The sequence below is a fragment of the Streptomyces sp. I05A-00742 genome (genome assembly GCF_013055795.1).
Classification (GTDB): Bacteria; Actinomycetota; Actinomycetes; order Streptomycetales; family Streptomycetaceae; genus Streptomyces.
The window spans coordinates 115,865-137,709 of record NZ_JABETO010000014.1 but is presented as its reverse complement, the minus strand read 5'-3'; the positions used below and the strand labels follow the sequence as shown (position 1 = coordinate 137,709).

Annotated in this window: 24 protein-coding genes and 2 pseudogenes; 10 read left to right on the top strand and 16 right to left on the bottom strand. The window is 67.4% G+C overall.

All coding sequences use genetic code 11. The features are described 5' to 3' along the window. Positions 1–91: 91 nt before the first annotated feature. Both HN013_RS34150 and HN013_RS16180 read left to right on the top strand, forming a co-directional pair. Positions 92–682: pseudogene (locus HN013_RS34150) on the top strand (DUF2252 family protein); the annotation flags it as partial. A 151-nt stretch (positions 683–833) separates the two neighbouring features. After that, positions 834–1,565 (top strand): annotated as a pseudogene (locus HN013_RS16180) (DUF2252 family protein); the annotation flags it as partial. Between the two features lie 22 nt (positions 1,566–1,587). On the opposite strand, the gene HN013_RS16175 reads toward HN013_RS16180, so the two are convergent. After that, positions 1,588–2,730 (bottom strand): MFS transporter, encoded by a 1,143-nt coding sequence (locus tag HN013_RS16175; protein WP_312018618.1) that lies wholly within the window; start codon positions 2,728–2,730, stop codon positions 1,588–1,590. Between the two features lie 204 nt (positions 2,731–2,934). Here HN013_RS16175 and HN013_RS16170 point away from each other — a divergent pair, with 204 nt between their 5' ends. Then, on the top strand, positions 2,935–3,846 hold the full coding sequence (locus tag HN013_RS16170) for a LysR family transcriptional regulator (protein ID WP_171166843.1): 912 nt from the start codon (positions 2,935–2,937) through the stop codon (positions 3,844–3,846). Between the two features lie 229 nt (positions 3,847–4,075). On the opposite strand, the gene HN013_RS16165 is transcribed toward HN013_RS16170, so the two are convergent. The 4 genes from HN013_RS16165 to HN013_RS16150 all read right to left on the bottom strand — a co-directional run bounded on the left by HN013_RS16165 (position 4,076) and on the right by HN013_RS16150 (position 8,176). Beyond that, positions 4,076–5,584: an AAA family ATPase gene (locus HN013_RS16165; RefSeq protein WP_171166842.1), complete on the bottom strand. Its 1,509-nt coding sequence runs from the start codon at positions 5,582–5,584 to the stop codon at positions 4,076–4,078. 523 nt (positions 5,585–6,107) lie between these two features. After that, entirely contained in the window at positions 6,108–6,350 is a 243-nt protein-coding gene (locus tag HN013_RS16160) for a hypothetical protein (RefSeq protein WP_171166841.1), read from the bottom strand. A gap of 102 nt (positions 6,351–6,452) precedes the next feature. After that, positions 6,453–6,995 carry a flavoprotein gene (locus tag HN013_RS16155; RefSeq protein ID WP_171166840.1) on the bottom strand — a complete coding sequence of 181 codons (543 nt, stop codon included), beginning with the start codon at positions 6,993–6,995 and terminating at the stop codon, positions 6,453–6,455. Beyond that, the gene (locus HN013_RS16150) at positions 6,992–8,176 is read right to left on the bottom strand and encodes an XRE family transcriptional regulator (RefSeq protein ID WP_249375053.1); all 1,185 of its coding nucleotides are present in this window, start codon (positions 8,174–8,176) and stop codon (positions 6,992–6,994) included. The genes HN013_RS16155 and HN013_RS16150 overlap by 4 nt, the downstream gene beginning before the upstream one ends. 408 nt (positions 8,177–8,584) lie before the next feature. On the opposite strand from HN013_RS16150, the gene HN013_RS16145 reads away from it, so the two are divergent. The 4 genes from HN013_RS16145 (at position 8,585) to HN013_RS16130 (ending at position 12,077) form a co-directional block, all read left to right on the top strand. Beyond that, entirely contained in the window at positions 8,585–9,070 is a 486-nt protein-coding gene (locus tag HN013_RS16145) for a hypothetical protein (RefSeq protein ID WP_171166838.1), read from the top strand. A 14-nt stretch (positions 9,071–9,084) separates the two neighbouring features. Continuing rightward, a complete protein-coding gene (locus tag HN013_RS16140; protein WP_171166837.1) occupies positions 9,085–9,561 on the top strand; it encodes a hypothetical protein in 477 nt (158 codons plus the stop codon). Between the two features lie 14 nt (positions 9,562–9,575). Next, a complete protein-coding gene (locus HN013_RS16135; protein WP_171166836.1) occupies positions 9,576–10,070 on the top strand; it encodes a hypothetical protein in 495 nt (164 codons plus the stop codon). Between the two features lie 1,173 nt (positions 10,071–11,243). Then, entirely contained in the window at positions 11,244–12,077 is an 834-nt protein-coding gene (locus HN013_RS16130; protein ID WP_171166835.1) for an SLATT domain-containing protein, read from the top strand. 329 nt (positions 12,078–12,406) lie between these two features. Here HN013_RS16130 and HN013_RS16125 read toward each other — a convergent pair whose 3' ends face one another. Beyond that, positions 12,407–12,664: a hypothetical protein gene (locus tag HN013_RS16125; protein ID WP_171166834.1), complete on the bottom strand. Its 258-nt coding sequence runs from the start codon at positions 12,662–12,664 to the stop codon at positions 12,407–12,409. Between the two features lie 51 nt (positions 12,665–12,715). Between HN013_RS16125 and HN013_RS16120 the strand changes: the two genes are divergently transcribed. After that, a complete protein-coding gene (locus HN013_RS16120) occupies positions 12,716–13,312 on the top strand; it encodes a hypothetical protein (RefSeq protein ID WP_171166833.1) in 597 nt (198 codons plus the stop codon). A 68-nt stretch (positions 13,313–13,380) separates the two neighbouring features. Here the strand turns inward: HN013_RS16120 and HN013_RS16115 are convergent, their stop codons facing one another. After that, positions 13,381–13,914 (bottom strand): hypothetical protein, encoded by a 534-nt coding sequence (locus HN013_RS16115; protein ID WP_312018617.1) that lies wholly within the window; start codon positions 13,912–13,914, stop codon positions 13,381–13,383. 252 nt (positions 13,915–14,166) lie between these two features. Between HN013_RS16115 and HN013_RS16110 the strand changes: the two genes are divergently transcribed. Continuing rightward, the gene (locus tag HN013_RS16110; protein WP_171166832.1) at positions 14,167–14,316 is read left to right on the top strand and encodes a hypothetical protein; all 150 of its coding nucleotides are present in this window, start codon (positions 14,167–14,169) and stop codon (positions 14,314–14,316) included. Between the two features lie 98 nt (positions 14,317–14,414). On the opposite strand, the gene HN013_RS16105 is transcribed toward HN013_RS16110, so the two are convergent. The 7 genes from HN013_RS16105 to HN013_RS16075 form a co-directional block, all read right to left on the bottom strand. Continuing rightward, entirely contained in the window at positions 14,415–15,404 is a 990-nt protein-coding gene (locus tag HN013_RS16105; RefSeq protein WP_171166831.1) for a hypothetical protein, read from the bottom strand. 8 nt (positions 15,405–15,412) lie between these two features. Beyond that, entirely contained in the window at positions 15,413–15,784 is a 372-nt protein-coding gene (locus tag HN013_RS16100; RefSeq protein WP_171166830.1) for a hypothetical protein, read from the bottom strand. 206 nt (positions 15,785–15,990) lie between these two features. Next, complete coding sequence (locus HN013_RS16095) at positions 15,991–16,959, bottom strand: FkbM family methyltransferase (protein ID WP_171166829.1); 969 nt, start codon at positions 16,957–16,959, stop codon at positions 15,991–15,993. 130 nt (positions 16,960–17,089) lie between these two features. After that, positions 17,090–17,671, bottom strand: a complete 582-nt coding sequence (locus HN013_RS32380) for a hypothetical protein (RefSeq protein WP_212764399.1) — start codon at positions 17,669–17,671, stop codon at positions 17,090–17,092. Continuing rightward, positions 17,652–18,419: a GntR family transcriptional regulator gene (locus HN013_RS16085; RefSeq protein ID WP_212764398.1), complete on the bottom strand. Its 768-nt coding sequence runs from the start codon at positions 18,417–18,419 to the stop codon at positions 17,652–17,654. The genes HN013_RS32380 and HN013_RS16085 overlap by 20 nt, the downstream gene beginning before the upstream one ends. Further along, a complete protein-coding gene (locus tag HN013_RS16080; RefSeq protein WP_171166827.1) occupies positions 18,413–18,622 on the bottom strand; it encodes a hypothetical protein in 210 nt (69 codons plus the stop codon). The genes HN013_RS16085 and HN013_RS16080 overlap by 7 nt, the downstream gene beginning before the upstream one ends. Before the next feature lie 187 nt (positions 18,623–18,809). Then, on the bottom strand, positions 18,810–19,007 hold the full coding sequence (locus tag HN013_RS16075; protein ID WP_171166826.1) for a hypothetical protein: 198 nt from the start codon (positions 19,005–19,007) through the stop codon (positions 18,810–18,812). Positions 19,008–19,507: 500 nt separating this feature from the next. Between HN013_RS16075 and HN013_RS16070 the strand changes: the two genes are divergently transcribed. Further along, complete coding sequence (locus tag HN013_RS16070; protein WP_171166825.1) at positions 19,508–20,248, top strand: GntR family transcriptional regulator; 741 nt, start codon at positions 19,508–19,510, stop codon at positions 20,246–20,248. On the opposite strand, the gene HN013_RS16065 is transcribed toward HN013_RS16070, so the two are convergent. Beyond that, a complete protein-coding gene (locus HN013_RS16065) occupies positions 20,238–21,005 on the bottom strand; it encodes a glycosyltransferase family 2 protein (RefSeq protein WP_171166824.1) in 768 nt (255 codons plus the stop codon). The two genes, HN013_RS16070 and HN013_RS16065, sit on opposite strands and share 11 nt — an antisense overlap. Then, complete coding sequence (locus HN013_RS16060; protein WP_171166823.1) at positions 20,999–21,787, bottom strand: GntR family transcriptional regulator; 789 nt, start codon at positions 21,785–21,787, stop codon at positions 20,999–21,001. Before HN013_RS16060 ends, HN013_RS16065 begins: the two co-directional genes overlap by 7 nt. Positions 21,788–21,845 lie beyond the last annotated feature (58 nt).

Below are 21,845 nucleotides of genomic sequence, written 5' to 3'. Positions count from 1 at the left end.
CACCGACAGCCCCGGGCCCACGGCGATAACCTCACGCGTGGAACGGCGAGCGCACACGCGTCCGCATGATGAACCCCCAGGAGGACCAGCGATGGCGCTCGAGCACGACCGGGCCGGCCGGCGCGGCGAGGAGATCCTCGCCGTCTTCGACACCGCGTTCGGAGAGCTGCTGGCAGCCGACCCGGCCGCCTTCCGCGTCAAGTTCCGGAAGATGGCCGCCTCCGCCTTCGCCTTCTACCGGGGCACGGCCTGCCTCTTCTACCACGACCTGGCCGACGGGCGGGACGCCGGACCGTACCTGGACGACAGCACCCGCCGGGTGTGGATCCACGGCGACCTCCACGCCGAGAACTTCGGCACCTACATGGACGCCAACGGCCGCCTGGTCTTCAACGTCAACGACTTCGACGAGGCCTACGTCGGCCCGTTCCTCTGGGACCTCAAGCGCTTCGCCGCCTCCGTGGCCCTGCTGGGCCACGCCAAGGCGCTCAGCGACGACACCATCACCGAGCTGGTACGGATCTACGCCGCCGCCTACCGCGAGCGCGTCCACGCCCTGGCCACCGGTGCCAAGAGCGACGATGTGCCGCCCTTCACCCTCGACACGGCGCAGGGCCCGCTCCTCGACGCCCTGCGCGAGGCCCGCGCCCGCACCCGGTTCGGGCTCCTGGCGACCATGACCGGGATCCGCGGGCACGACCGGCGCTTCCTCGACGGCGACGGCTCGATTGCCCTGGACGCCGNCCCTCGACACGGCGCAGGGCCCGCTCCTCGACGCCCTGCGCGAGGCCCGCGCCCGCACCCGGTTCGGGCTCCTGGCGACCATGACCGGGATCCGCGGGCACGACCGGCGCTTCCTCGACGGCGACGGCTCGATTGCCCTGGACGCCGACACCCGTTCCAAGATCCTGGCCGCCTTCGACGGCTACCTGGAGACCCTGCCCGGCAGCAGCCTGGCCCGCCCCGACTCCCACCGCGTCAAGGACGTCGTCGGCCGCCGCGGCATCGGCATCGGCAGCGCCGGCCTGCCCTCGTACAACATCCTCCTGGAGGGCAACAGCGACGCCCTGGAGAACGACGTCGTCATCTACATGAAGCAGGCGCAGACCCCCGCGGCCTCCCGGCACATCACCGACCCGGCCGTGCGCGCGTACTTCCGGCACGAGGGCCACCGCACGGTGATCTCCCAGCGCGCCCTGCAGGCGCACGCCGACCCGTGGCTGGGCTGGACCGAGCTCGACGGCGCCGGGCAGCTGGTCGCGGAGATCTCGCCGTACGCCGTCGACCTCGACTGGTCCGACATCGACGACCCGGTGGAGATCGCCGCCGTCGTCGCCGACCTCGGCCGGGCCACCGCCACCATGCACGCCGCCGCCGACGACACCAGCGGCCACTCGCTCGTGCCGTTCTCCACCGAGCGGGCCATCGACACCGCGATCGCCGCCGACGAGACGGGCTTCGCGGACCTGCTCACCGACTTCGCCCACAGCTACGGCGCCCGGGCCCGGGAGGACCACCAGATCTTCGCGGACCTGTTCCGCAACGGCCGGATCCCGGGCCTGTAGCCCGGGGCTTCGGCCCAAGGACTCACGGCGTCGCGACGGACGGCTCCGGCTCCTGCTTCCCCTCCGGGGCGGGGCCGGGGCCGAACACCCCGACGGCGAGGGCCGCGGCCGTGAGCGCGGCGGCGCTCCACAGCAGGGACGTGATGCCGGACGCCTCCACGACGGTGCCGCCGAGGAAGGCGCCGAGGGCGATGGCCGCGGTGAAGACACCGACGTAGAGGCCGGTGACGTGTTCGGCGCGGTGGGGTGCGGACTGCGTCATCCAGAGCTGGCCGGCCACCGACAGCCCGCCGTACGTCAGCCCCCACAGGGCCATGCCGACGCCGGTCACACCGGCGACGGTACCGAGGGCCGCGAGCAGCACGACGGACGCGCCGATCCCGGCCGTGAGACCCAGCACCGTGAGGCGCGCGCGGCGTGCCGCCAGGGCGCCGGCGGCGAAGTTGCCGGCCAGCCCGAAGAGTCCGTAGACCAGCAGGAGCAGGGCGATGGTCCCGGGCGACGCCTCGGTGCGCTCTTCGAGGACGGGCCGTACGTAGGTGTACGCGGCGAAGTGCGCGGTGACGAGGAAGACGATCAGTGCCAGTCCGACGGTCACCGGGGCGTTGCGCAGCAGCGGTTCGCTGACGGCCCGGTGGTCCGTCCCGGCCGGCGCGGCCGGGCGGGGAAGGCGGGGAAGCGCCAGCAGCAGCCCGGCGGCGAGGAGCACCGCGACGGCGGACAGCGAGGCGAACGCGGCACGCCAGCCGAACGTGTTGCCGACGAGCGTGCCCAGGGGAACGCCGACGACCGAGGCCGCCGCGACCCCGCTGACGGTGAACGACACCGCGAGCGTGGCATGGCGGGGTGCGACGAGCCGCGTCGCGACCGCGGACGCCAGGCCCCACACCGCCCCCATCCCCAGCCCGATGATGATCCGGGAGGCGACCAGCAGGCCGAAGCCGTGCGCCGCCACGGTCAGGGCGTTGCCGACGGCCAGCACCACCATCGCCACGGCCAGCACCACGCGCCGGTCGAGCGCCCCCAGCGCGCGCGGGACCGCCGGTGCGGTGACGGCGGTCACCAGGCCGGTGATCGACAGGCTGAACCCCGCCGTACCCGGGCTGATCCCCAGGCCGTCGGCCATCGGGGTCAGCACGCCGATCGGCAGCATCTCCGACGTCACGACCACGAACGTGCACAGGGACAACACGGCGACCGCCACCCACTGCCGTGGCGCGGTGACTCTGGTTGATGCGGAGGAACCCATGCCGCCAGCCAAACAGCGCGCCTGACCATGAACAACGGCGATGTTCTCAAGGATCGATCAGCTAGGCTGATCGATAGGATTTCGGAGGGGACGCCCGGAAGGACCCCCGGAGAGGACGCCATGACCCAGGTCAACGTCCAAGAGCTCGAGTGCCTGCTCGCCCTGGCCGATGAGCTGCACTTCGGCCGGACGGCCACCCGCCTGGGCTACTCCCAGAGCCGCGTCAGCCAGCTCGTCGCGGGCCTCGAACGCCGCGTCGGCGTGCGCCTCGTCGAACGCACCAGCCGGCGTGTGGAACTGACCCGGTTCGGCGCGCAGTTCGTCACCGAGGTCCGTCCCGCCTACGAGGCGCTGACCACGGTGGTCACCCAGGCCCGCGAACGCGCCGGCCGCGGCGCCCTGCGCGAGCTGCGCATCGGCTTCCACGGCAGCGTCTACGAGGAAGTCACCGAAGCCTTCCGCCGGCTCCGCGCCCACCACGACGTCACGATGGCCCTGAGCGAGATCCCCTGGGGCTCGCCCTTCTCGGCCCTCCTCGAAGGCCGGCTCGATGCCGCAGTCGTCGAACTCCCGGTCAGGGAAGCCGCCCTGACCGTAGGCTTCCGCTTCCCGCCCCAGGACCGCCTCCTCGCCGTCGCCTCCTCCCACCCCCTCGCCACCGCCGGCCGCCTGCACGCCGAGGACCTGGCCACCCTGGACATCCTCCGCCCCACCGGAGACGCCCCCGCCTACTGGATGGCCGCCCGCGTCCCCCACTCCACCCCCGCGGGAGCCCCCATCCGCTCCACCAGGGAGATCGCCACCATCCAGGAGGGCCTCGCCCTCGTGGCCACCGGCGACCACACCATGCTCGTCTGCCGCCCCCTCGCCGAACGCATCACCCGCAGCGACGTCCGCTACCTCGCGGTCGACGCCCTCCCCGACCCCTCCCAAATGGCCCTCATCTGGCGCACCGACCACACCACCCCCCAACTCACCGCCCTCGCCCGCTTCCTCCACGAGGAATTCGCCGGCGCGACGACCCCGGCGTGACTCCGCGCGGGAGACGGCTGCCGTGATCACGCAGAAGGGCCGGTCCAGGGGCAATCCCCTGAACCGGCCCTTCACCGTGTGCCCCCGGACAGATTCGAACTGCCGACACCCGCTTTAGGAGTTCGATGTGCGTGCCGGTGCTCCTGAAGCGGCGACTGGCCTTCGCAGAAGGTGTATGGAGGCAGGCTGAGCTGTCACTGTGCGCTGGCGTTGATGTCAGACGTGGATGTCAACTGGAGTGTGCTGTATTTGCTCCGACCCCGCGCTGGAGGGACTCCATGATTGCCTCAACTAGGGAATTGACTTGAAGCTCATGCTCGGGACAAGAGTGCCAGATTTCAAAAGCGGACCGTAGGCAATGCCGCCAATCGTGCCCGGTGCGCTTGGCGAGAAGCGTGAGCCATCCATGGTGGTCAATTCCCAGCATTTCTGCGATATAGACACTGATGGACTGAATTGAGCAGTTGAGTCTGTTTGCGAACTCTTCCGGATGGCGTGCGGCGAACTGGATAAATACCTTTTCGGGAGGCTCGGTGCCGGGAAGAAACAAGATTCCCTCCCTCTGTTTGGTGGGCGGTATGCTATCCCGCTGATCGCCGTCTATTACGGCGACCGACCTTACACGACTAGAGGATGACAGGGAGTTGTGCGTCACTATGACATCGGTCCATGAACCGGCTTTGATTACTTCTGTTTCGCTAAGAAGGGTGAATTGTTTCGCGGTGAGGGCGAGGTTCAGAGCGACCTCGGCTACCTCATCCTCTACGACGAGGAAGAATCGTAGTGGATGGTCTACCCCCAGCGAATCGCGGAGATCCGCAGTGCGCGACGGCGAGAGTATGGCCCGTGAACTGCCTGCGCGGACGCACATGCGAATCGCAGAAAGAGGGGCACGGTTCAGGAACTCTGCTGAATGTGTAGCTACCACTACTTGCCGACTCGAAATCCGGGCGAGTGTGGCGATCTCGTCAATGAGGGCGGCTCGTCCTCTCGGGGCTATATTGGCTTCGGGCTCGTCCAGAAGCAGCACGGAGTTTGAAGGGGAATTTACGATGTCCCATCGAAGCTTGTGAACGGTCAGCTCTCCGTAGCCCATTTGGAACGAGTCGGTCCACTCGTCTCCTCGCCTGGCTCGGACGTACGGAAACTCGACGCCAGATCCGTCTACGTCAAGGGGGTAGTATGTGGCCTCATCGTACGGGAATCCCAGAATCTCGCGAAGTGCGTTCAAGTCCCGCTTTTTTTGCTTCCAAGGGTCTCCGGTTTGGTCTTTCTTAAGGAACTTTGGGCGCACGTCCTGGAAGAACATCTGGATGTCTGACGAGATCTCGTAGGCGCCTTGGATTATTGGGTGTAGGTCGAGTTCTTTGTCTGTCTTATTCTCTGACGCCTCTGGCTTGACGCTCAAGTCTGCCTCGATCTGAACTTCTTGCCCGTTGTATTGCACTCGGAGCGAGCATTTCCCGCCCAGGAAAGGTTCGGCGTGACGTGCGGGGCGAATTATCGGAGGTATGTCGTAATATCGAGCACCGGCACGCAGGCTCTCTGCCACTAGGGACAAGAATGTGGTTTTGCCCGTACCGTGAGCGCCGGATATCAGGGTGATCGGGGAAAGGGTCACGCTCTGCCCTTCATAGGGAGAGCCTTCCTTGAAATCCACGTGCTGGATGTAAACCTCGGGGTGGAAATTTTCCAATGACTTCCAGAGCCTCGTGGAGGCGTGCGGCACATCAGGCATAGAACGTTCTCCCCACTCTCGGGAGTCAGCGTTCCAGAAATTCCCAGGGTCTGGCGGGTCTTTTCGATAAGAGCCTGGAGAGAAGTGGAGGAGGCGGCGCCGGTGCGCCACTTCGTCGCACCGCTTTCGCTGCCATCCCGTCTGTCGTCGTCCCACACGCATGTGGAGCGGGCTTGGCCCGGGGCGTCCAGGTGGAGCGCCCGGCTGGACGAACGACCTGGACGCCCCGGGCCAAGGCTGCTCGGCTTTGCCTGGGGCGACGGCAGGCGGGATGGCAGCTCCCTCCTCAACCCCATGCGACCCGCATCCGCCCGCCGGCCTTCCGCCATCCCGGAGTCGGAGCGCCCCCGCCGGAGGCATCCGTTCTGAGGGAAGGTGGCGACTCGCTTCAGCCGCGCGGGCGGGCGGACCCGGGCCGGAGCGGGCCGGAGCGGGGCGGAGACAGGAGCGGCGGCCCGGGGGGAGCCGGGCCGCGCGCGGCGAGCGGAGCGAGCCGCCTTGAACCCGTAGAGAAGGTTGTTACTCAGTGGGGCTGGGGTGGCGATGTCAGCAAGGGGCGGAACGGATAGGCCGGGAAGCGCTTCGAGCAGGCGGGCCGACGGGAGTTCGCGCGGTGGACCAGCGGGAGGAACTGCACCGGCCGCATGGTCCAGGTGACCGTCATGTCGCCCCGGAGCGTGGTGTAGGTGCACGTCCGCCCGCCGATGAGCGACCAAGTGGCCTGGGGCTTCTCGGCCGTGCGGAGCCGGGGAAGATCAGGCAGCAAATCGTGCGCGTGTGCGAGTCTGGGGGTCCGAGACACGCCTGACGGCACCGGTGGCGCGGGCGAGGCTTTCGACGTCTCGCCTGCGTCCACGAGCCTGCGGGGTCAGAAGGGAAGAGCCTCGACGGCGGCGCGCCAGGGGTAGGTGTCGAGGTTGCCCTTGCGGGGCGGGTGCGGGATGAACCCGCCGTCTCCGATCAAGACGGTGACGCCGGCGTCACGCAGTGCCTGCACGCTGCGGCCAATGGCGGGGTGCGCACCTTGGGCGGAGTTCCAGTGCGGCAACGTGACGATCGGCAGACCGAGACCGATCCCCTCGGTCATCAAGCCGAGGGCGAGGGTGTCGCTGATACCCGCGGCCCACTTGTTCAGCGTGTTCGCGGTGAGCGGAGCGACGAGAAGCGCGTCCGGCGCGGGGAGCACGTCGTCCTGGCTGGGGAGTTTGTACTGGTGGCGGACAGGATGTCCGGTGAGGGCTTCGAGGGCCTTGACCTCGCCCTCGGCGTCCTCGCTCGCCCACCGGTACGCGGACGGTGTCAGGATGGTACAGACGTCCCAACCGGCCTGTTGGGCAGCATGGATGGGGATTTCAAGACGTTGCGCAGGTGGTGCCGCGCACGCGATCAGGTACAGGGTTCGTGTGGTCACCGGGGCAGTCCACAACGGTTCGCCAGGGCGTGCAACCGCCCCTCGGCCCGGCCGGCCCCCAGCAGCCGCAGGTCCTCAATGAGTTGGCGACTTCGAGGTCGGCACAGCACCTCTTCGGGCGCAGAGCGCTCCGCTTCCAGCAGGGTCTCCACTGCCGCCTCGCGCTGCCCCGTCTGCGTCTCAGCACGGGCGCGGTCGGTCAGCAGATGCGCACGACGCTCGCGAGGCAGAGCACCAACGGCGTGCCCGGGGATGCTGGCGGCGACCGCAAGGGCGTCAGCTCCCTCGGACAGGTAGACGTGCGCAGCGACGCGGTACAAGTGGCAGTTGGTCGGGCCGAACGCGGTCCACAGGGCGTTGCCGTCGGCGCCAAGACGGACGGCGTGTTCGTCGGCCTGGTCGAGGAGGTCCGGTACGCGCCGGGCGAGAACGTCCGGCTGGTCGTCGTCTGCCTCGACCGCGGCGGCCTGCGCCATCGCGGCCTTGAGCCACAGCATGCCCAGCACCGACAGCCCGTCCGCGTCACGCCGCAGCAGGTCGTCCTGGAGCCTACGGGCCGCCGCGGTGGCGAAGGTGACCGCGGCAGCCGCCTGGCCGTGGTGTGTCATCGCATCGGCCAGGTGGCGGGCGGCGGACGCCATGATGACCGGGTCCTCGCTACGCTCGGCGGCCGCGACAGCGCGGTGGCCCGCGAGGACCGCCAGCTCGCTGTCACCCCATTTGACGGCGGCGGCTTCGGCAAGCTCCAGGCTCAGCGACAGCAACGCGCACGCCTTGAGCCGCTCCGCACCGCGGTGGCGGTCGGCAGCGCTGGTCGCATCCACCAGCAGCGCCGGGATCTGCACTCCGAGCTGAGCGAAGTGCCCGGCCTGGAAACCGGCGCGGGCGTGCTCCAGGATGCGCCGCAGCATCTCGACCGGAACCGGCTCGGCACTCGCGTCCTGGCTCCAGCCTGTCAGCACGTCGTGCCGGTGCAGTGCGGCCCGCACGGCCTCAACCTCCGGCTCGGTGGGACACAGAACGGCGGGATCCGCCAGCAGCCGGTCCACCGTGATCCCCAGACGCAGCGCCACCTGCCGCACCACCGACAAGTTCGGATCGGCCTGGCGCCGGCCTCCCTCCAACTCCTCGACCCACCGCAGCGACCGGCCCATCAGCGTCGCGAGCGTCTGCTGCTCCATGCCACGCCGGGTGCGCCAGTACCGGACCCTGCGGCCGAACTGGATGCTCTCCATCGGGTGCCCCGGGAAAAGAGGTTGATGACCCACACACTTCGTGTGGGCCACTCTTGGTATACCGCTCCTACGGTCTTCGCATGGCCAAGTCCGACACCAATTCCCCCACACACTTCGTGCCGGTGACGGCAGGCAGGGCCGCTGCGGCTCACGGGACGCCCCTTCTGCGTCAGGAGGTGGGAGCGCAGTGCCCGTGATTCGCCGCCCTGCCCCGCACACCACGGCGCAGTGCCGGATCGGCCGCCACCGCTCGTGCCCCGGGACCACGAGCATCCGCCGGATCTCCGGCGAGAGCACTGTGCGCCGCCCGGATCTGCTGGCCTGTGCCTGCACCTGCCACGAACCGGTGGCCAGATGACCGCCGTCGGCACTGACTGGCTCGCCGACCACACCCCGTCCCCGGAGGCGGCTCGCGCGCGCTGGGCTTCCGGAGAGCTCGCGGCGATCTGCACGACCGCGTGGTCGGTGGTGGAGACGCACGACATCGTCGGGGCCGTTGACGCCATGCTCGCTCTGCGCCGAGCCGGGCTCCTCGGGCCGGTCCTGGTCCACCCGGAGGAGGAGCGCGTCTGGTGGCTGGTGCCGCCTGGCCAGGCCGCGGCGCTCGACGGGCACCCGGACGTGACCGTCCTGCCGCCCGGCTGGACCCTGCACTGCCCACCGGCCGACGAGCCGCTGCGCGGGCGCGGCTGGCTGGAACTGCCGAACGGCTCCGGCTGCCTGACCGACCCGGTTGCCCTCGGCGCTGCCCTCGCCCAGGCCCTGCCGATCTTTACTGCCCCACCTGTCCCCTGCTCCCTGACCAGCCGCACAGGCGCACCGGCCCGGTGCACCCCGTAGAGAAGGCCACCTTCATGAGCCCCCTGACACGTCTGGATCCCTGGCTTTCCACCGGCGCCGCCGCCTGGCTCGTCTCCCGGGAGGTGCACCCCCGTGTCGCCCGGGAGGCATGGGCCAAGGGCCTGCCGGCCACCCTGCGCTCCGGCGCCCACTTCGACGCCGTCCACATCGTCGCCTCGCTCATCGAGCACCGGGCCGCGAGCCGTGAACGCGACGCCGTCGAAGCGCACTTCCGGGCCGCCGGGATCACCGGCGCCGTGATCGTCTCGCGCCGCCACGACCGGTACACCACGCTCGTTCCGCCGGGCACCTCCGACTTCTGGGACTTCCCCCACACTCAATGCCTCGGCCGCGACTACGTCACCACCCCCGTTCCCACTCGCCGAGAGCCCCCCGGCGCCTACTGGCTCCTGCCCGCCCCGGACGGGGAGCTCGCCCTGTGCCCCCCGGCCCGGCTCCGCGCGCTGCTCTGCACGACCACCGAACGGTGAAGGGAGGTCCCCACATGCGCCCCGACACGCGCTCCACGGTGCACCACCCCGCGGCCAAGTGGCTGCTGGCGGAGGAGCCAGACCCGAAGCTGATCCACGAGCGGTGGGCCAACGGCGCCCTCGCTCTCGTCGAGGCCGGCCACGCTTTCGACGTCCTCCGCATCCCCGGCTCCCTGATCAACCGCCTCGCCGGTGTCCCGACCCCGGGCAATCTCGGGCTGCTCTTCGCGGAATCCGGCATCCGCGAGGGCGTGATCGTCGCCCGCAACTTGCGCTGGTACTACATCCTCCTTCCCCCCGACAGCACGTGGGCGGAGCAGATGGCCGGTGCCATCTGCCTTCAGCGCGGCGATGTGCTGGGCGTGCCCCACCCTGGGCGGAGCCACCCGCCTGGGTCGTACTGGGTGTCCGAACTGCCCGACCTACCCAGCGGCCTCGCCGACCGCGTCGCGGTCTGGCGTCTGCTCTCCCGGCTCCAGGAGCAGCCAGGGGCGGGGGTGACGGGATGACCCTCGTGCAGAGGTGCTGCGTGTGCAAGAAGACGGTGCGGAATGGAGTGCTCGTGGATGAGGTCTACGGGGACCAAGTCGTCGCCCTGGGTATACGCCCACCATGCGTGTGTCGTGGTGAAGGGGATCGTGCCGCTGGTTGCGCGTGAGGGTGAGCCGCCGAACCGTCGCTCCGGGTACCCGAACGGGTAGAGGAGCAGCTTCCCAGCGGTGAAATCCGGGTACTGGTGCGTCTGCCCGCTCCCTACCGCAAGACGCCGCGAACCTGATTCGCTGGCGTCCCGCCCCGCGCCTTCGGGCACGGGGCGGTCTACGTTTGGACGCGGTAGGGCCCCCGCCGACGTCTTCGGCAGGGGGCCGCGCCTGTGAGGCCGGCCTCCCTGCCGGGGTCTCACAGGATGGCGGAGGGGTGTGGCAGGTGTATGTAGGGATCCACGCCTGCCTCCTCCGCGCGCGCTATTGCCGATACCGGTGCGCGCAGCAGTTCCCCTCAAGGGTGAGGATGCGCACGGCTGCTGTGGGGATGTGGACTCTACGTGGACTCTGACAGCGGTCAGCCCCCCTCTGTTCGAACTGAAGAGGGGGGCTGACCTGGTGTGCCCCCGGGCAGATTCGAACTGCCGACACCCGCTTTAGGAGTTCGATCAGGGGGCGGAGACGGGGACCTCGATGGGAGAGGGATGGTCGGCGCAGTGCGCTTGGGCCCGGTGTCGTGTAGGGCCGTTGATGTCAGCGGTGGATGTCAAATCATCGGGCCTGTAGCCCTGCGTGCTCTGCTGCGCCCGGCTACAACTCGTCTATCGATACGGCATGGAGGCTCGGATGGCTTGGTCTGCACCTAGCCGCATGGCAGTCGGTCGTGGCGGTGGGGGTGTGCGCGAGGCGGCGTGGCCCTGTGTCTGGCCTGTAGGGCCCGAACGCCTGCGAGAACACTCCCGGGCTGCCGCGTCGGCAGAGGGAGGTAGCGACGGCTGGTCATGAAGGGGCGGCCTTCAGGAGTGGGTTGCCGGGCGCGACCTGTAGGCGGGAGTAGTGATGCCAGCAGTAGGCCTAATAAGCCCCTTCGATCACTTATATGCGACATGATGTTCAGCCAACGGAAGGCGCGCGCTCCACCTGAGGCGTGAAAGTGCCGACCTTCCTGAGGGTGCGATTGAGGGGAACGCATATTCGATGCTCGGACCGCAGAATGCGTCAACCACTGACGCCCTGATCAGGTACAGGGAGGATGTGGCGGATCTACAGCAACGTATCAGAAACAGGACTTTGCAAGTCTTCGGGATTTACGGGACTCCCGTCGCGGTGCTTCTCGTGGCTCTCGCCTGGTCGGGTGTAAAGATTCTTTTTTGGCTCCACGGTGATACGCCATCTGTGATCAATGGGACGTTTGCGGGGGTCCTGGCGTTTTTGGTTCTTGCGACCCTGGCGCAATTTTTTCTTGAATTTTCCGAAGGGGGGATATGGGAAGATTCAGGGACTCCGCTGAAGAAACTTAAGCTTGATCTCGAGTTGGCGGAGGAGCGGAGAATTCTTGAGGCGAGACGTCTGACTCCTCCGACTCTGGAGAGGCAAGCCTCGTATAAAGAGAGGATTCCTGTCGAGATAGCCAGGCTGCGCAAGGAATCGCGACACTATCGACGCGTGCATCTCTTTATGCAGTGGATGTTGTTCTTTTGCTCGGCCGGTGTCTCTGGGGTCACGGCCTGGTACGACCCGCCCCAGCCTGGAAAGGGGGCGCTGATTGCCCTCGGCTTTACAGTGAGCGTTGTTACGGCTGCTACCGGATACTTTAAGCCTCGTGAGCGTGCATTCAATCTGCAGCAGACCGCTGACAGTATGGAACAGCATGCGACCGCGCTTGAGTTGGGTATCGCGCCTTATGCTGAAGTTGAGGAGCGGGTCAATCTTGAGGTATTCGCTACTACGGTAGAGAGGATGCGTGCTGAGCAGCGCCTGCGTGAACAGCAACTCGATCAACCACAGCAAGGTCGACAGGAAGTAGTCTAGAAGAGGTTCGCCGGCGGGTGTAAGGGGTGTTGTGGTGCAAATTTTGGGCGGACGGCTCATTCATTGAATATTCCAGTCGGGCCTGAGCTACAGAAAGTCAGCTACGACGGCGGGGCGGACGAACAAGTAGGCACGTGTATGCCTCCAGTCCGTCAGATCAGCCACGCTGCTCGCTCTTACGTTCCGGTGGGCTGCTGAGCGTGCGGACCCGGGCCGGAGCGGGGCGGAGACAGGAACGGCGGCCCGGGGGAGCCGGGCCGCGCGCGACGAGCGGAGCGAGTCGCCTTGAACCCGTAGAGACGGTTGCTACCCAGTGGGTCTGGGAGGTGTCAGCAGTTATAGATCTCCAAGGAGTAGGTGCCGTCGCGTCTGCTCTCGTCGCCTTCATCGGCATTCCCGCTGCTGTTCTGGTTGGGCGCGCGCAGACCCAAGCTGCGGTACGGGCGGCTGAACTTGGAGCTGAAGCAGGCCAGGCACAGGCGCGAGCCGCTGCCGAGGCGGGGATAGCACAAGCAGAAGCCACCTATCGTGCCGCCCTTGACGCGACCCGCGATCAAGCCCGAGCTGAGTACCGTCAGTGGCGACATACCTTGCGACGTGAGGCGTGGGCGACGTTCGCATCGAAGGTGCATGAAGCCATGACGGCTGCTGCTGACTTGGTTAATAGGGCTGAGCCACATGAAGACTTCGACGGGTTGAAAAGTGCTTGTATGGCTGCCGGGCGAGCAATTCAGTTCTCATGTGCAGTGGTTGAGTTGGAAGGTCCCGTGCCGGTGGCGGAGTTGGCCGGGCGTGTCTATGAAGGGATCATTTCCCTCCAACTGCGCGCTAACGAGGCCGCACTGGTAGAACGGGCGATCCATATCTTGCGCGCAGTGGAGAACGAACAAGGGCTGGCGGGAATCGATTTGGATGACGTCCTGGATGCATGGGATGCCCTTCACGATCTAAGTACAGCAGCGCGAGCTCAAGCGACGGCTGGCAGCTATCCGATCAGGACTGCAGGTGCCCGCAACGCAGTCCTAGCTGAGGCCGCAGCTCGTGCGCTGACGACCCTGGCGAGCTGCGGGGTTGTTGGTGATGGTGCATCCTCGCTGATCAATGATGCAAGGCAAGGACTCGCCCCAGACAACCGGCAGAACGCATTTCATGAGGCAGGCACAGAAGTGCAGCGCAGACTTGCAACGTGGATTGAGGCTGCCCGCGTCTACCTGGATAGTGACGGATTAGCCTGAGGCTCTATAGGTTCTGGCACCTCACGACTCTTTCGTTCGCGCCCGGTTGATGTAAGTCCGCAGGGGCGTTAGTCCTCGCTGCGAGCTGGCGGCAGGAGGAGGTCTCTCTCCGGGTGGCTGTCGCCCGTGACGCGGCCTTGGACGCCGAGGTCTTGGCGGGCTGCTTCGTGGAACTCGTTGATGGCTCTGAATGTGGCGCGGTGGCGTTCGCGCCAGTCGTCCAGGGTGCCGGTGGTCTCGCCTGTGGCCTGCCAGTCGATTTTGAGGGCGAGGGCGTTGAGTTCGTGGGCTGCTTCGACGACGTCGTCGCCGCCCAGGAGCATGATGCGCTCGAAGGCGCGGCCGCGGAGGCGGCCGGCCTCGGACATCTCTGCTCTGAGCTCCGGCTCGGGCTTGTCGCTCGGGAGTATCCCTTCGCGATGGTGGTAGAGCTGGACGGCGAGGAAGATGCAGGACCGCATGTGGTCGATGTAGTGCGCGTAGGCGTCCAGCTTCTTGGCGTCCCAACGGGTCTGGAGTGCCTGGCGGTGCCGTTGTTTCTCCATCCTGTGGTTGGCCAGATGGGTGGTCACCGCGCCCAGGAGCACGGCGGCGATCGTCACTAGCTGCTCGCTGTTCCCCACCCGGCCGGCCCCCAACAAGTCGTCTTGACGACTTTGAGAATCGCAGGAGACGGAGAGGAAGTGGATCGGAGCCTGCCAAATGGCTGGAACACGCCGGGGGTGGCCGCCGGTCATAGCCCCCTGTAGGAAGCGTGACGGCGTGACTGCTGTGACACCCCCGGCTGTTCCAGCCATCAAGGAACCGGAGACCTAGACTTCCGGCTGGACGGGCGGGTGGGCTGTGGGTCTTGCATGAGTCTGTCCGCCGTGCCCTCCCCGGGGGCGTCACCGTTTTGCGTAGTCCATGACGTAGGCGACCGCGAGAGCAACGCCAAGGACGCCGACGCCCAACAACGCCAGAACGACGAGTACCTCTTCGCCCCGGCCGACGGCACGGACTGATCCGGCTATCCCGCCGACGGCAGCGAGAATCCCGAGGACGAGTGTGTGGGACGGCAGGTTCCCAGGCTTTCGGCGAGGGCGATTTCCTCGTCCACCAATCATGGTTTGTACTCCACTCGTCCGGGCTCCCTCGGTGCGACGACCCGGCTGCCCTCCTTTTTCTCGTTGCCTCCCGGCGGCGTGTAGAAGAAGTCGATTCCTGTTGCCACGAGAGCTACGGGTGCACCAAAAATTTTGGTTCCCACTCGCCCCAGGCGGTTGACCGCTGAAGGTTTGCGGTGCCTTCCCCCGCCGCCTATGTTCTTCTCCAGCCCCTTGCTCACCAGGCCGCCGGAATAGGACGGCGTACCCCCCAAGAAATATTCCCACGACTTTCCGAACTCGCCGTGCATTCCAGTTTCAAAGCTGTTCATCCATGACCGGTAGCTGAAGAACTCTGCCGCAGGCTTCAGAGTACCGCCACCGAACTGCTTAGGAGCGTCGTCGATGTCAAGAGACACCCGGCGGTCCTTCTGTTCTTCCCTTACGTCGTCGAGCGACTCGTATTTTGCGTGACCGAAGTTGTGAGACTCGTTGCCGTGACTCTTTCCTAGTGCTTGCGCCACTCCATCGTCGATGTCCCGAGCCTGAGAAAGGAGTTCGTTGATGAAGTCTTCCAGCCGTTGCTTGCCGTTCTGCTCCGCCTGCCCGGGCTGTTCGTCGCCTGCGGCGCATATGGCGAACTCGCACCTGACCGTACCGTCGCGGTTGTCTACTACCACGACGGTTCTCTTGGCAGCTTCCACCGCGTCGAGGATGCTTGCGCGCACAGCCAAGAGGTCCGTATGTGCCTGTTCCAGGCAATTGCGGATACTCGTTGCTTCGGCGTGTGCGTCCTCGAACTCCTTGGCCGTCTTTCGTATCACTTCTCTCGTGACGTCGGAGTTCACGCCGGCCCAGCGGGCTCGATCGGCTTCCCTCAACATTCCATCGCGTGCGTCCTTGGCTACCTCGCTCAGCTGAGTAGTGATTTCCTTCCAGTCCGACACCGCCCGATTCAGGCTGCTCAGCCCGACTCCGGTCACATCTGCATAGGTCAGCTTTCCCATGGAAACACCTACTTGAAGTACTTCAGGATGTCGGAAGCTGTCGCCGGTTGGCCGCCGAATGACTTGGCAAGCTTGGCGTCTTCTTCAGCGCGTGAGCTGGCCGAGAAGTCGAGATGGTCGGATATGACGCCGCACGCCTGCCGTAAGCTGCTCAGCTGTGACTCCCATTTGTGGAGCGTGGTTGTCAGAGCCTCCCCCATGGAGAAATTGTGTCGCTTCAGCTCGCCGGCTGCGGAGGACGTCGCGCCGCCGCCTTCTGAGCCGCGGCTCACGTCTCCGGCTTTTCGAAGACGTTCTTGCAGAACGAAAGCCTCGTGGCCGATCCTGCCGAGATCGTCAGCGTGGACCTCCAAGTCCGGTGGTCTGCCGGATATCGTCATGTCTTCCTCCCTCTCTCCCAACACGCAGCCTCCGCAACAGGCTTTCCTGTGTGGGGTGTGTGTACACCGCACTTGACCGTACTGAGATCCGCTGTTGCGGTCGGGTGCAGATCCGTGCGCTTATACGGATCCTTAACCTGTGGTCGGTCCGCTCGCTTGTGCGTCAGGGTGAAGGACCGGAGCGCCCTTCCGGCGGACCATGGCACTCACACGGAGAGGGATTCGGCGTCGACGCAGGACAGTACGACGTCCGTCTGCGCCGTGATCGGGCCACGGATTCGGACAGGCGCCGTCGGCCGGCGCAGCATCACCGGGTAGTCCTCGGGCATGTAGGAGTTCACGAGCCTGTACGGGTGCATGCCGTGATCGAAGAACGGGGCCAGGAGGCTTTCGACCGATCGTTGGCCGACTGCCAGGCGCTCCGGGCTGATCTCGACGACGATCTCAGCGTCCGGCCGCAGGTGGTTCAGGAGCGGGGCGAGGCTGTCGAGCACCGTGCCCTCGGCGCCTTCCACGTCCACCTTGATGACCCGGGCCTGCTCCAACTCCACAGTAGAGATCGCGTCGGCCAGGGGGAGGCCTGGCACAGACAGCTGTTTCACATGGTGATCCGGCTTGAGCGTGGTGGTGGCACCGAGGTTGCCCGTGTGCGGGATGTAGAGGGAGACCTCACCGGGGGAGTCGGTGATGGCGGCGCGGACAGTGCGTACGTTCCTGCAGCGGTTCAGGGCGGTGTTCGCCAGCAACTCCGCATGCATTGCGGGCGCCGGCTCGACAGCCACCACGACTCCTCGCGGCCCCACGAGCTGGGATGCCAGCACGGTGTAGTACCCGAGGTTCGCGCCGATATCGAGGAAGCCGTCGCCCGGCCTGAGGCGGGCAGCGATGAATGCGGAGACGTTGGGTTCCCAGCACCCGGATGTGTAGAGCGACCGCATGATCAGGTCCTCGGTCGTGCGCACCCGGATTCGGGCGCCCTGCCGGGTTCTGACCGTCATGGGGCGGTGGGGGTTTTGCCGGAGCCCGACGTCGAGCCATTCATGCAGCAGGGCGCGCTTGAGCGCGATGCCCGGGCCGTATCGCACGTACCAGCGGGCCGCCGTTAACAGCGGCCTCCACGGCGGTGGGAACAGGGTCGTCTCGGACGGGGGGCGGCGTGCAGCGGTGGAAGCCATGCACACGACCGTACGAGTGTCGTGATCTTGTCGACAAGGGCCGAGAGGCAGCCGTCGCTGTGGGACACGGCTGGATTCCGTACGACGAAGCGGGCCGGCTCCAATTGGAGCCGGCCCGCTTCGTCCGTGGCTACGGATTACTTGGCGGATCGGACCTTCCTACGGTGAAGGATTGCGAGGCCAGTACCTTGAAGACGCGGTCTCCGGTGGTCTCCGCGTGACGCGCGAACCAGGAGTAGGCCCTCCTCGCGGTCGGCTCGCCGGCGGCTTGTTCCTCTCCGCACTCGACACAAGCTCCGGAATACCGGATCGGTGATGACGAGCTGGATGCCAGTTCCCAGAGGCCCTCGTCGCCCCGCGAAGCGGGCAGTCCGCGCCGCTCCCCGTCGGCATCCTCGGCAAGGCGCGCACCCCGACTCACCGCCACGCGGAGGACATCCCGCAAGGCGTCGCACAGCGGACTCACGAGAAGGCGTATGTCGTCCGGACCACCGTCGTCCCGGTTGGCCAACTCCTCGACCTGGTCGAGGAGGTCGCTCGCCAAGGTCAGTTGCTCCTCCTCCACGACGTCTGCCAGCCTGGAAAGGAAGCCACCGGCAGCCGGACTCAAGTAGAACGGCTTCTCGCCGCACCCGGCCCAGGGGAGGAGACGAAGCTGCGGCCGAGTGCCGAGGCTTCTCGGCAAGCCGGCTTCAGTCAGTGCTTCCCTCACCGGGCACCTCCCCTCCCCGGTTCGCCGTGGGCATCGTGACCACGACCGCGGTGCGCTCGCCGCGGAGGACCAAGCGGGTCACTTCCACCACGCGGCCCTTGGCGTCCGTCGCGACACGCTCGATGGCCATCACCGGCGTCCTGGTGGTGATCTGCAAGAGCTGAGCCTCTTCCGCGGTGGCCAATCGGGCTGTCAGCCGTTCCTCGGTGACCGTCAACCGCACCCCGGCCTTGGCCAGGAGGTTCCTGACGTCCTCGCCCCACGGGGAGTGGACCATGCGGATTTCTCGGAGGTCCCTTTCCGCGACGGTTTGCGGCACGTGGACGTGCACAAGGCTGTGAGGAGTCACGCCCTCGTGGTTCGCGTAGGTGTACTTGACCAGCCAGGCATTGGGGGAGACGCCCATGAGAAGCGCGAATTCGTGACCGGCCCTCACGGACATGGCGCTCACGCTGGTCCGGAGCGGGCTCCGCGCGACCGCGTCCGACTCTCCCGGATACGCGGTGGGGAAGTACCGGACGGGTGGCTGCGGGCGGGTCACGTAGTTTCCGCTTCCGTGCCGCTTGGCCAGCAGCCCCTCCGCCCGGAGAACATCCAGTGCGTCCCTGAGGGTGGGCCGGCCGGCCTCGTAGGCTTCGGAGAGAGCGGCTTCCGACGGCAGGCGTTTCCCGAGTGCGTATTCGCCAGCCGTGATCTTGCGACGCAGGTCGTCCGCGATTTCCTGGTGTCGAAGGGCCAACTTCACCACCTCCTCATGGCGGCGCGCATCGCGAACACGCGGGTTCCCCTGCGGAACACGAAGCTCTCGCCGGTGCTGAAGTAGACACGCTTGCCGGCACCGGGCATGTCGAAGGTGCTCTGGACCTTGAACTGCTGGGTGCCGATTTCTATGAGGTCGCCCCGCCTCACCGTGGACGCGGTCACCTCGATGAGGGTGTAGACGGTGTTCACCCGGCCCCTCCCTGCTCCTCGTCGGTCCTGCCGGGGCTCGGGGCTCGGTGGCAGTCGCAGTGGCAGGTCTCGTATCGGACACCGGAGGCAAGCCGCCGGCTCGGCGGTCGCGACTCCGTGCAGTCGCGGTGGGCCCCGAGGTGGCAGGCGAATGAGCGGTAGTGCGTGGCTGATTGGCGTTCGCGAGTCATCGGTAGGCCTCCGGCGCGTTGTCGCACCGGCTGACCAGCAAGGTGCCCGGGTAGCGTTTGAGCGAGGGCTGAGCGCACCCCTGCGTGCAGGGCAGGAAGGGGCGCGCGAGGACGACCTGCCGCGTGCAGGGGACGGAGACGGCGGCATCGCCGTCCCAGCCCTGCGGCAAGTACCCCATGGGCGTGTTCGCCATGGGTTCGGCCTGCCTCCTCGGGTACGGCAGGGCGGTTCCAGATGCGTTGGCGGACGGTAAGAGCCGTTGCCCTGCCTGTGCGGCGGCAACGCGAATGCGGTTGAGCACGCTTCAGCTCCTTGTGGCTGATGGCGGCGGCCCCTGGCGGCGCTCGGCGCCGCGGCGGGGTTGATGAGGGCGGGGGTCCTTGAGAACGGCGACCCATGCGACGAAGCCGCGTCGACCGCGGGCGAGACCGAACCGGTCGCCCAGTTCGAGGAGGGCCAAGAGCTCCTGCCAGGCCGCGCGCGATCGGGATGTCGAGTCCGGGACCTTCACCCTAATGTGGATGTGGGTCCCGCGGTCCTTCCGGCGAGGCGCGAAGCCGGCCTCGGCGAAGCGGTGGGCGAGCGCTTCGGCACGAGCTTCGGGTGAGGGCACAAGGCGGTCCTCCGTTACGGCACAACTACATGGCGTAAGGCTGGTTAACTAGATTAGAGCTAGTGGACTAGATTTCCAACATGCGTGAGCAGCCGCCTTACCTCCGCATCGCCGACGTGCTTCGGCAGCGCATCGCGGATCAGGAGTGGACTCCCGGGGCGCGTCTTCCTTCCCGGGCCCAGATTGCCCAGGAATGCGGCGTCGGTGAGAACGTCGTCCGCCGGGCGCAGGAGCTCCTGATCTCGCAGGGCGTCCTGGAGGGGCGCGCGGGTTCGGGCACCTACGTGGCGAAGCCGCGGGAGCGGGCGCGTCTACTGCGCTCGGGCTGGCGGGGCGGACAGTCCGGCGACGCGTTCGGGCTCGGCCCACGGGTCACCTGGGAAAGCCAGAGCGAGGCGAAGCTACCGGTGCCCGCTCACATCGCGGCCCGCTTGGGGATCGACGGCGCCGAGTTGTGCGTGCGCACCACCTACGAGTTCATGGTCGACGGCCGGCCCGCTCAGCTCATGACCAGTTGGGAGCCCTACAGCCTCACCGGTGGCACGATCGTCGTGCTGCCCGAGGGCGGGCCGCTGGCGGGCAAGGGCGTGGTCGCCCGCATGGCCGAGATCGGGGTCACCGTCAGCCACGCCGAGGAAGCGGTGGAGGCGGGGCAGGCCACCGCCGAGGAGGCGAACCTCCTCGGCGTGCAGCGAGGGTCCCTCGTCACCCGCGTCCGGCGGACGTACTACGGCGACGACGGGCGGCCGGTGGAAACCGCCGACATCGTCGTCCCCGTGTCGTTCGGCGAGATCGTGTACGAGGTACCGGTCAGCCGGTAGTCGGGTAGCGCCAGTTGGAGTACGACAGAGCCCGGGCGCGGGCTGCGATGACGGCCATGCGGGCGTCGCGCTCGTCGGCGTCGGTGTGGCTCGCCTGGCTCGTCGCCTGTCCGGGCCACTTGCGGTAGAGCAGGCCGACCTCGCGCGTGAAGTAGCCGCGGGCGACGCTGTTGAGGGCGAGCAAGAGGCCGGTGTCCTCGGACGCCGGCAGAGCCATCCACCCGCCCAGGGCGAGCAGGAGATCCCGGCGCATGAACAGGGTCGCCGGGTGGACCTGGGCCCGGTAGCTGTGTGCCTGCCAGTGCTCCAGCACCGCTCCGCGCTCGATCGGGCCCTCGTCGGGGTCCTGGTCGAAGCCGAACGTCGAACCGTCGGGCAGGAGGTCCAGGACGCGGGACGTCGTCCACCCGAGGGTGGGGTCGCCTTCGAGTACGGCCAGGTCGCGGGCGAGCGCGCCCGGCGTCAACTGGTCGTCCGCGTCGAGGATCTTGACGTACTCGCCCTCCGCGTGCGCCAGCGCCATGGTCCGGGCGACGCCGGGACCGCCCGGACGACCCTGCTTGAAGGTCACCCGAGGGTCGTCCGGTATGTGCGGGGCCACCGCGTCGCCCTTGCCGTCCTCCTGGATCACCCAGTGCCACTCCCAGCCGTCCGGGAGCTCCTGTGCGCACAGCGACTTGTAGGCGTCCGCCAGGTACGGAGCGGCGGGCTCGTGGACGGCCGTAATGATGACGAGCCGGCGCACGGCGGTCACCACCTTTCCAGGGGAGTGGTGAAGAGCATTTCCGTGCGGTCGCCGGGCAGGACGACGTCGGAGATCTCCACGGGGCGGTCATCGACGTCGAACGACGTCTTCCGGAGGACCAGGACGGCGGTCCCGGGCGGGAGTTCGAGCTCCTCCGCCTCCTCCGCGGTCGGGGGGCGTGCCGTGACGCGTTCCTCTATGCGCCCGAGCTCGATGCCCACCGTGAACAGCTGGTTCTGCGTGCCGCCCGGCCATGGCTCGTTGGCGGCGTCCAGGAGGGCCGGGTTCGCCGCTACCAGGTCGCGGACGAGGTAGGAGGTCACCAGAGTGAAGGGAGCGCTTTCGGCCCGGTAGCGGGTGCGATAGGTGCGCTCCAGGAGTGCCGCCCCCTCAGGGACGCCGAACGCTTCCGCGAGGTCCTTGTCCGCCGGGATCTCGCCGTACGCCGCGTGGAAGACGAGGTCCGGGAGCTCCAGGCCGGTGTCGTGCTCGGTCGCTCCGGTCTCGGCGCGCTTCTCCTCCGGTTCGCGGGCCCGGTCCTTCTCCCACTGGTGGCGGAGGTTCGAGCGCTGCACCAGGGTGCGCGGCCGCCGGACGAAGTTGCCCCGTCCGTGCTCCTTGTCGATCAGTCCTTCGGACTGGAGGAGGCGGAGGGCGTCACGGACAGTCGGGACGCTCCGGCGGTAGTGCTCGGCGAGTTTCGCCTCGGACGGCAGCCGGTCGCCGGGGGCGAGTTCGCCTGTGCGGATGGACTGGCGGAGGTCGTCCGCGATGCGCTCGTACGCCTTGGCCACTGGTGCTCACCCGTCCCGTCGTGCAATGGCCCTCAGCATACGAGTCATCAAGAGGTCT

Excerpts from the sequence above, each read along its gene's own strand:
- HN013_RS16110 (WP_171166832.1), top strand. The coding sequence starts at position 14,167 with ATGAGTCTGTCCGCCGTGCCCTCCCCGGGGGCGTCACCGTTTTGCGTA.
- HN013_RS16150 (WP_249375053.1), bottom strand. The coding sequence starts at position 8,176 with ATGGAGCAGCAGACGCTCGCGACGCTGATGGGCCGGTCGCTGCGGTGG.
- HN013_RS16145 (WP_171166838.1), top strand. The coding sequence starts at position 8,585 with ATGACCGCCGTCGGCACTGACTGGCTCGCCGACCACACCCCGTCCCCG.
- HN013_RS16170 (WP_171166843.1), top strand. The coding sequence starts at position 2,935 with ATGACCCAGGTCAACGTCCAAGAGCTCGAGTGCCTGCTCGCCCTGGCC.
- HN013_RS16120 (WP_171166833.1), top strand. The coding sequence starts at position 12,716 with ATGACGGCTGCTGCTGACTTGGTTAATAGGGCTGAGCCACATGAAGAC.
- HN013_RS16165 (WP_171166842.1), bottom strand. The coding sequence starts at position 5,584 with ATGCCTGATGTGCCGCACGCCTCCACGAGGCTCTGGAAGTCATTGGAA.
- HN013_RS16125 (WP_171166834.1), bottom strand. The coding sequence starts at position 12,664 with ATGTCGCCACTGACGGTACTCAGCTCGGGCTTGATCGCGGGTCGCGTC.
- HN013_RS16140 (WP_171166837.1), top strand. The coding sequence starts at position 9,085 with ATGAGCCCCCTGACACGTCTGGATCCCTGGCTTTCCACCGGCGCCGCC.
- HN013_RS16075 (WP_171166826.1), bottom strand. The coding sequence starts at position 19,007 with ATGGCGAACACGCCCATGGGGTACTTGCCGCAGGGCTGGGACGGCGAT.
- HN013_RS16105 (WP_171166831.1), bottom strand. The coding sequence starts at position 15,404 with ATGGGAAAGCTGACCTATGCAGATGTGACCGGAGTCGGGCTGAGCAGC.
- HN013_RS16135 (WP_171166836.1), top strand. The coding sequence starts at position 9,576 with ATGCGCCCCGACACGCGCTCCACGGTGCACCACCCCGCGGCCAAGTGG.
- HN013_RS16100 (WP_171166830.1), bottom strand. The coding sequence starts at position 15,784 with ATGACGATATCCGGCAGACCACCGGACTTGGAGGTCCACGCTGACGAT.
- HN013_RS16095 (WP_171166829.1), bottom strand. The coding sequence starts at position 16,959 with ATGGCTTCCACCGCTGCACGCCGCCCCCCGTCCGAGACGACCCTGTTC.
- HN013_RS16130 (WP_171166835.1), top strand. The coding sequence starts at position 11,244 with ATGCTCGGACCGCAGAATGCGTCAACCACTGACGCCCTGATCAGGTAC.
- HN013_RS16070 (WP_171166825.1), top strand. The coding sequence starts at position 19,508 with ATGCGTGAGCAGCCGCCTTACCTCCGCATCGCCGACGTGCTTCGGCAG.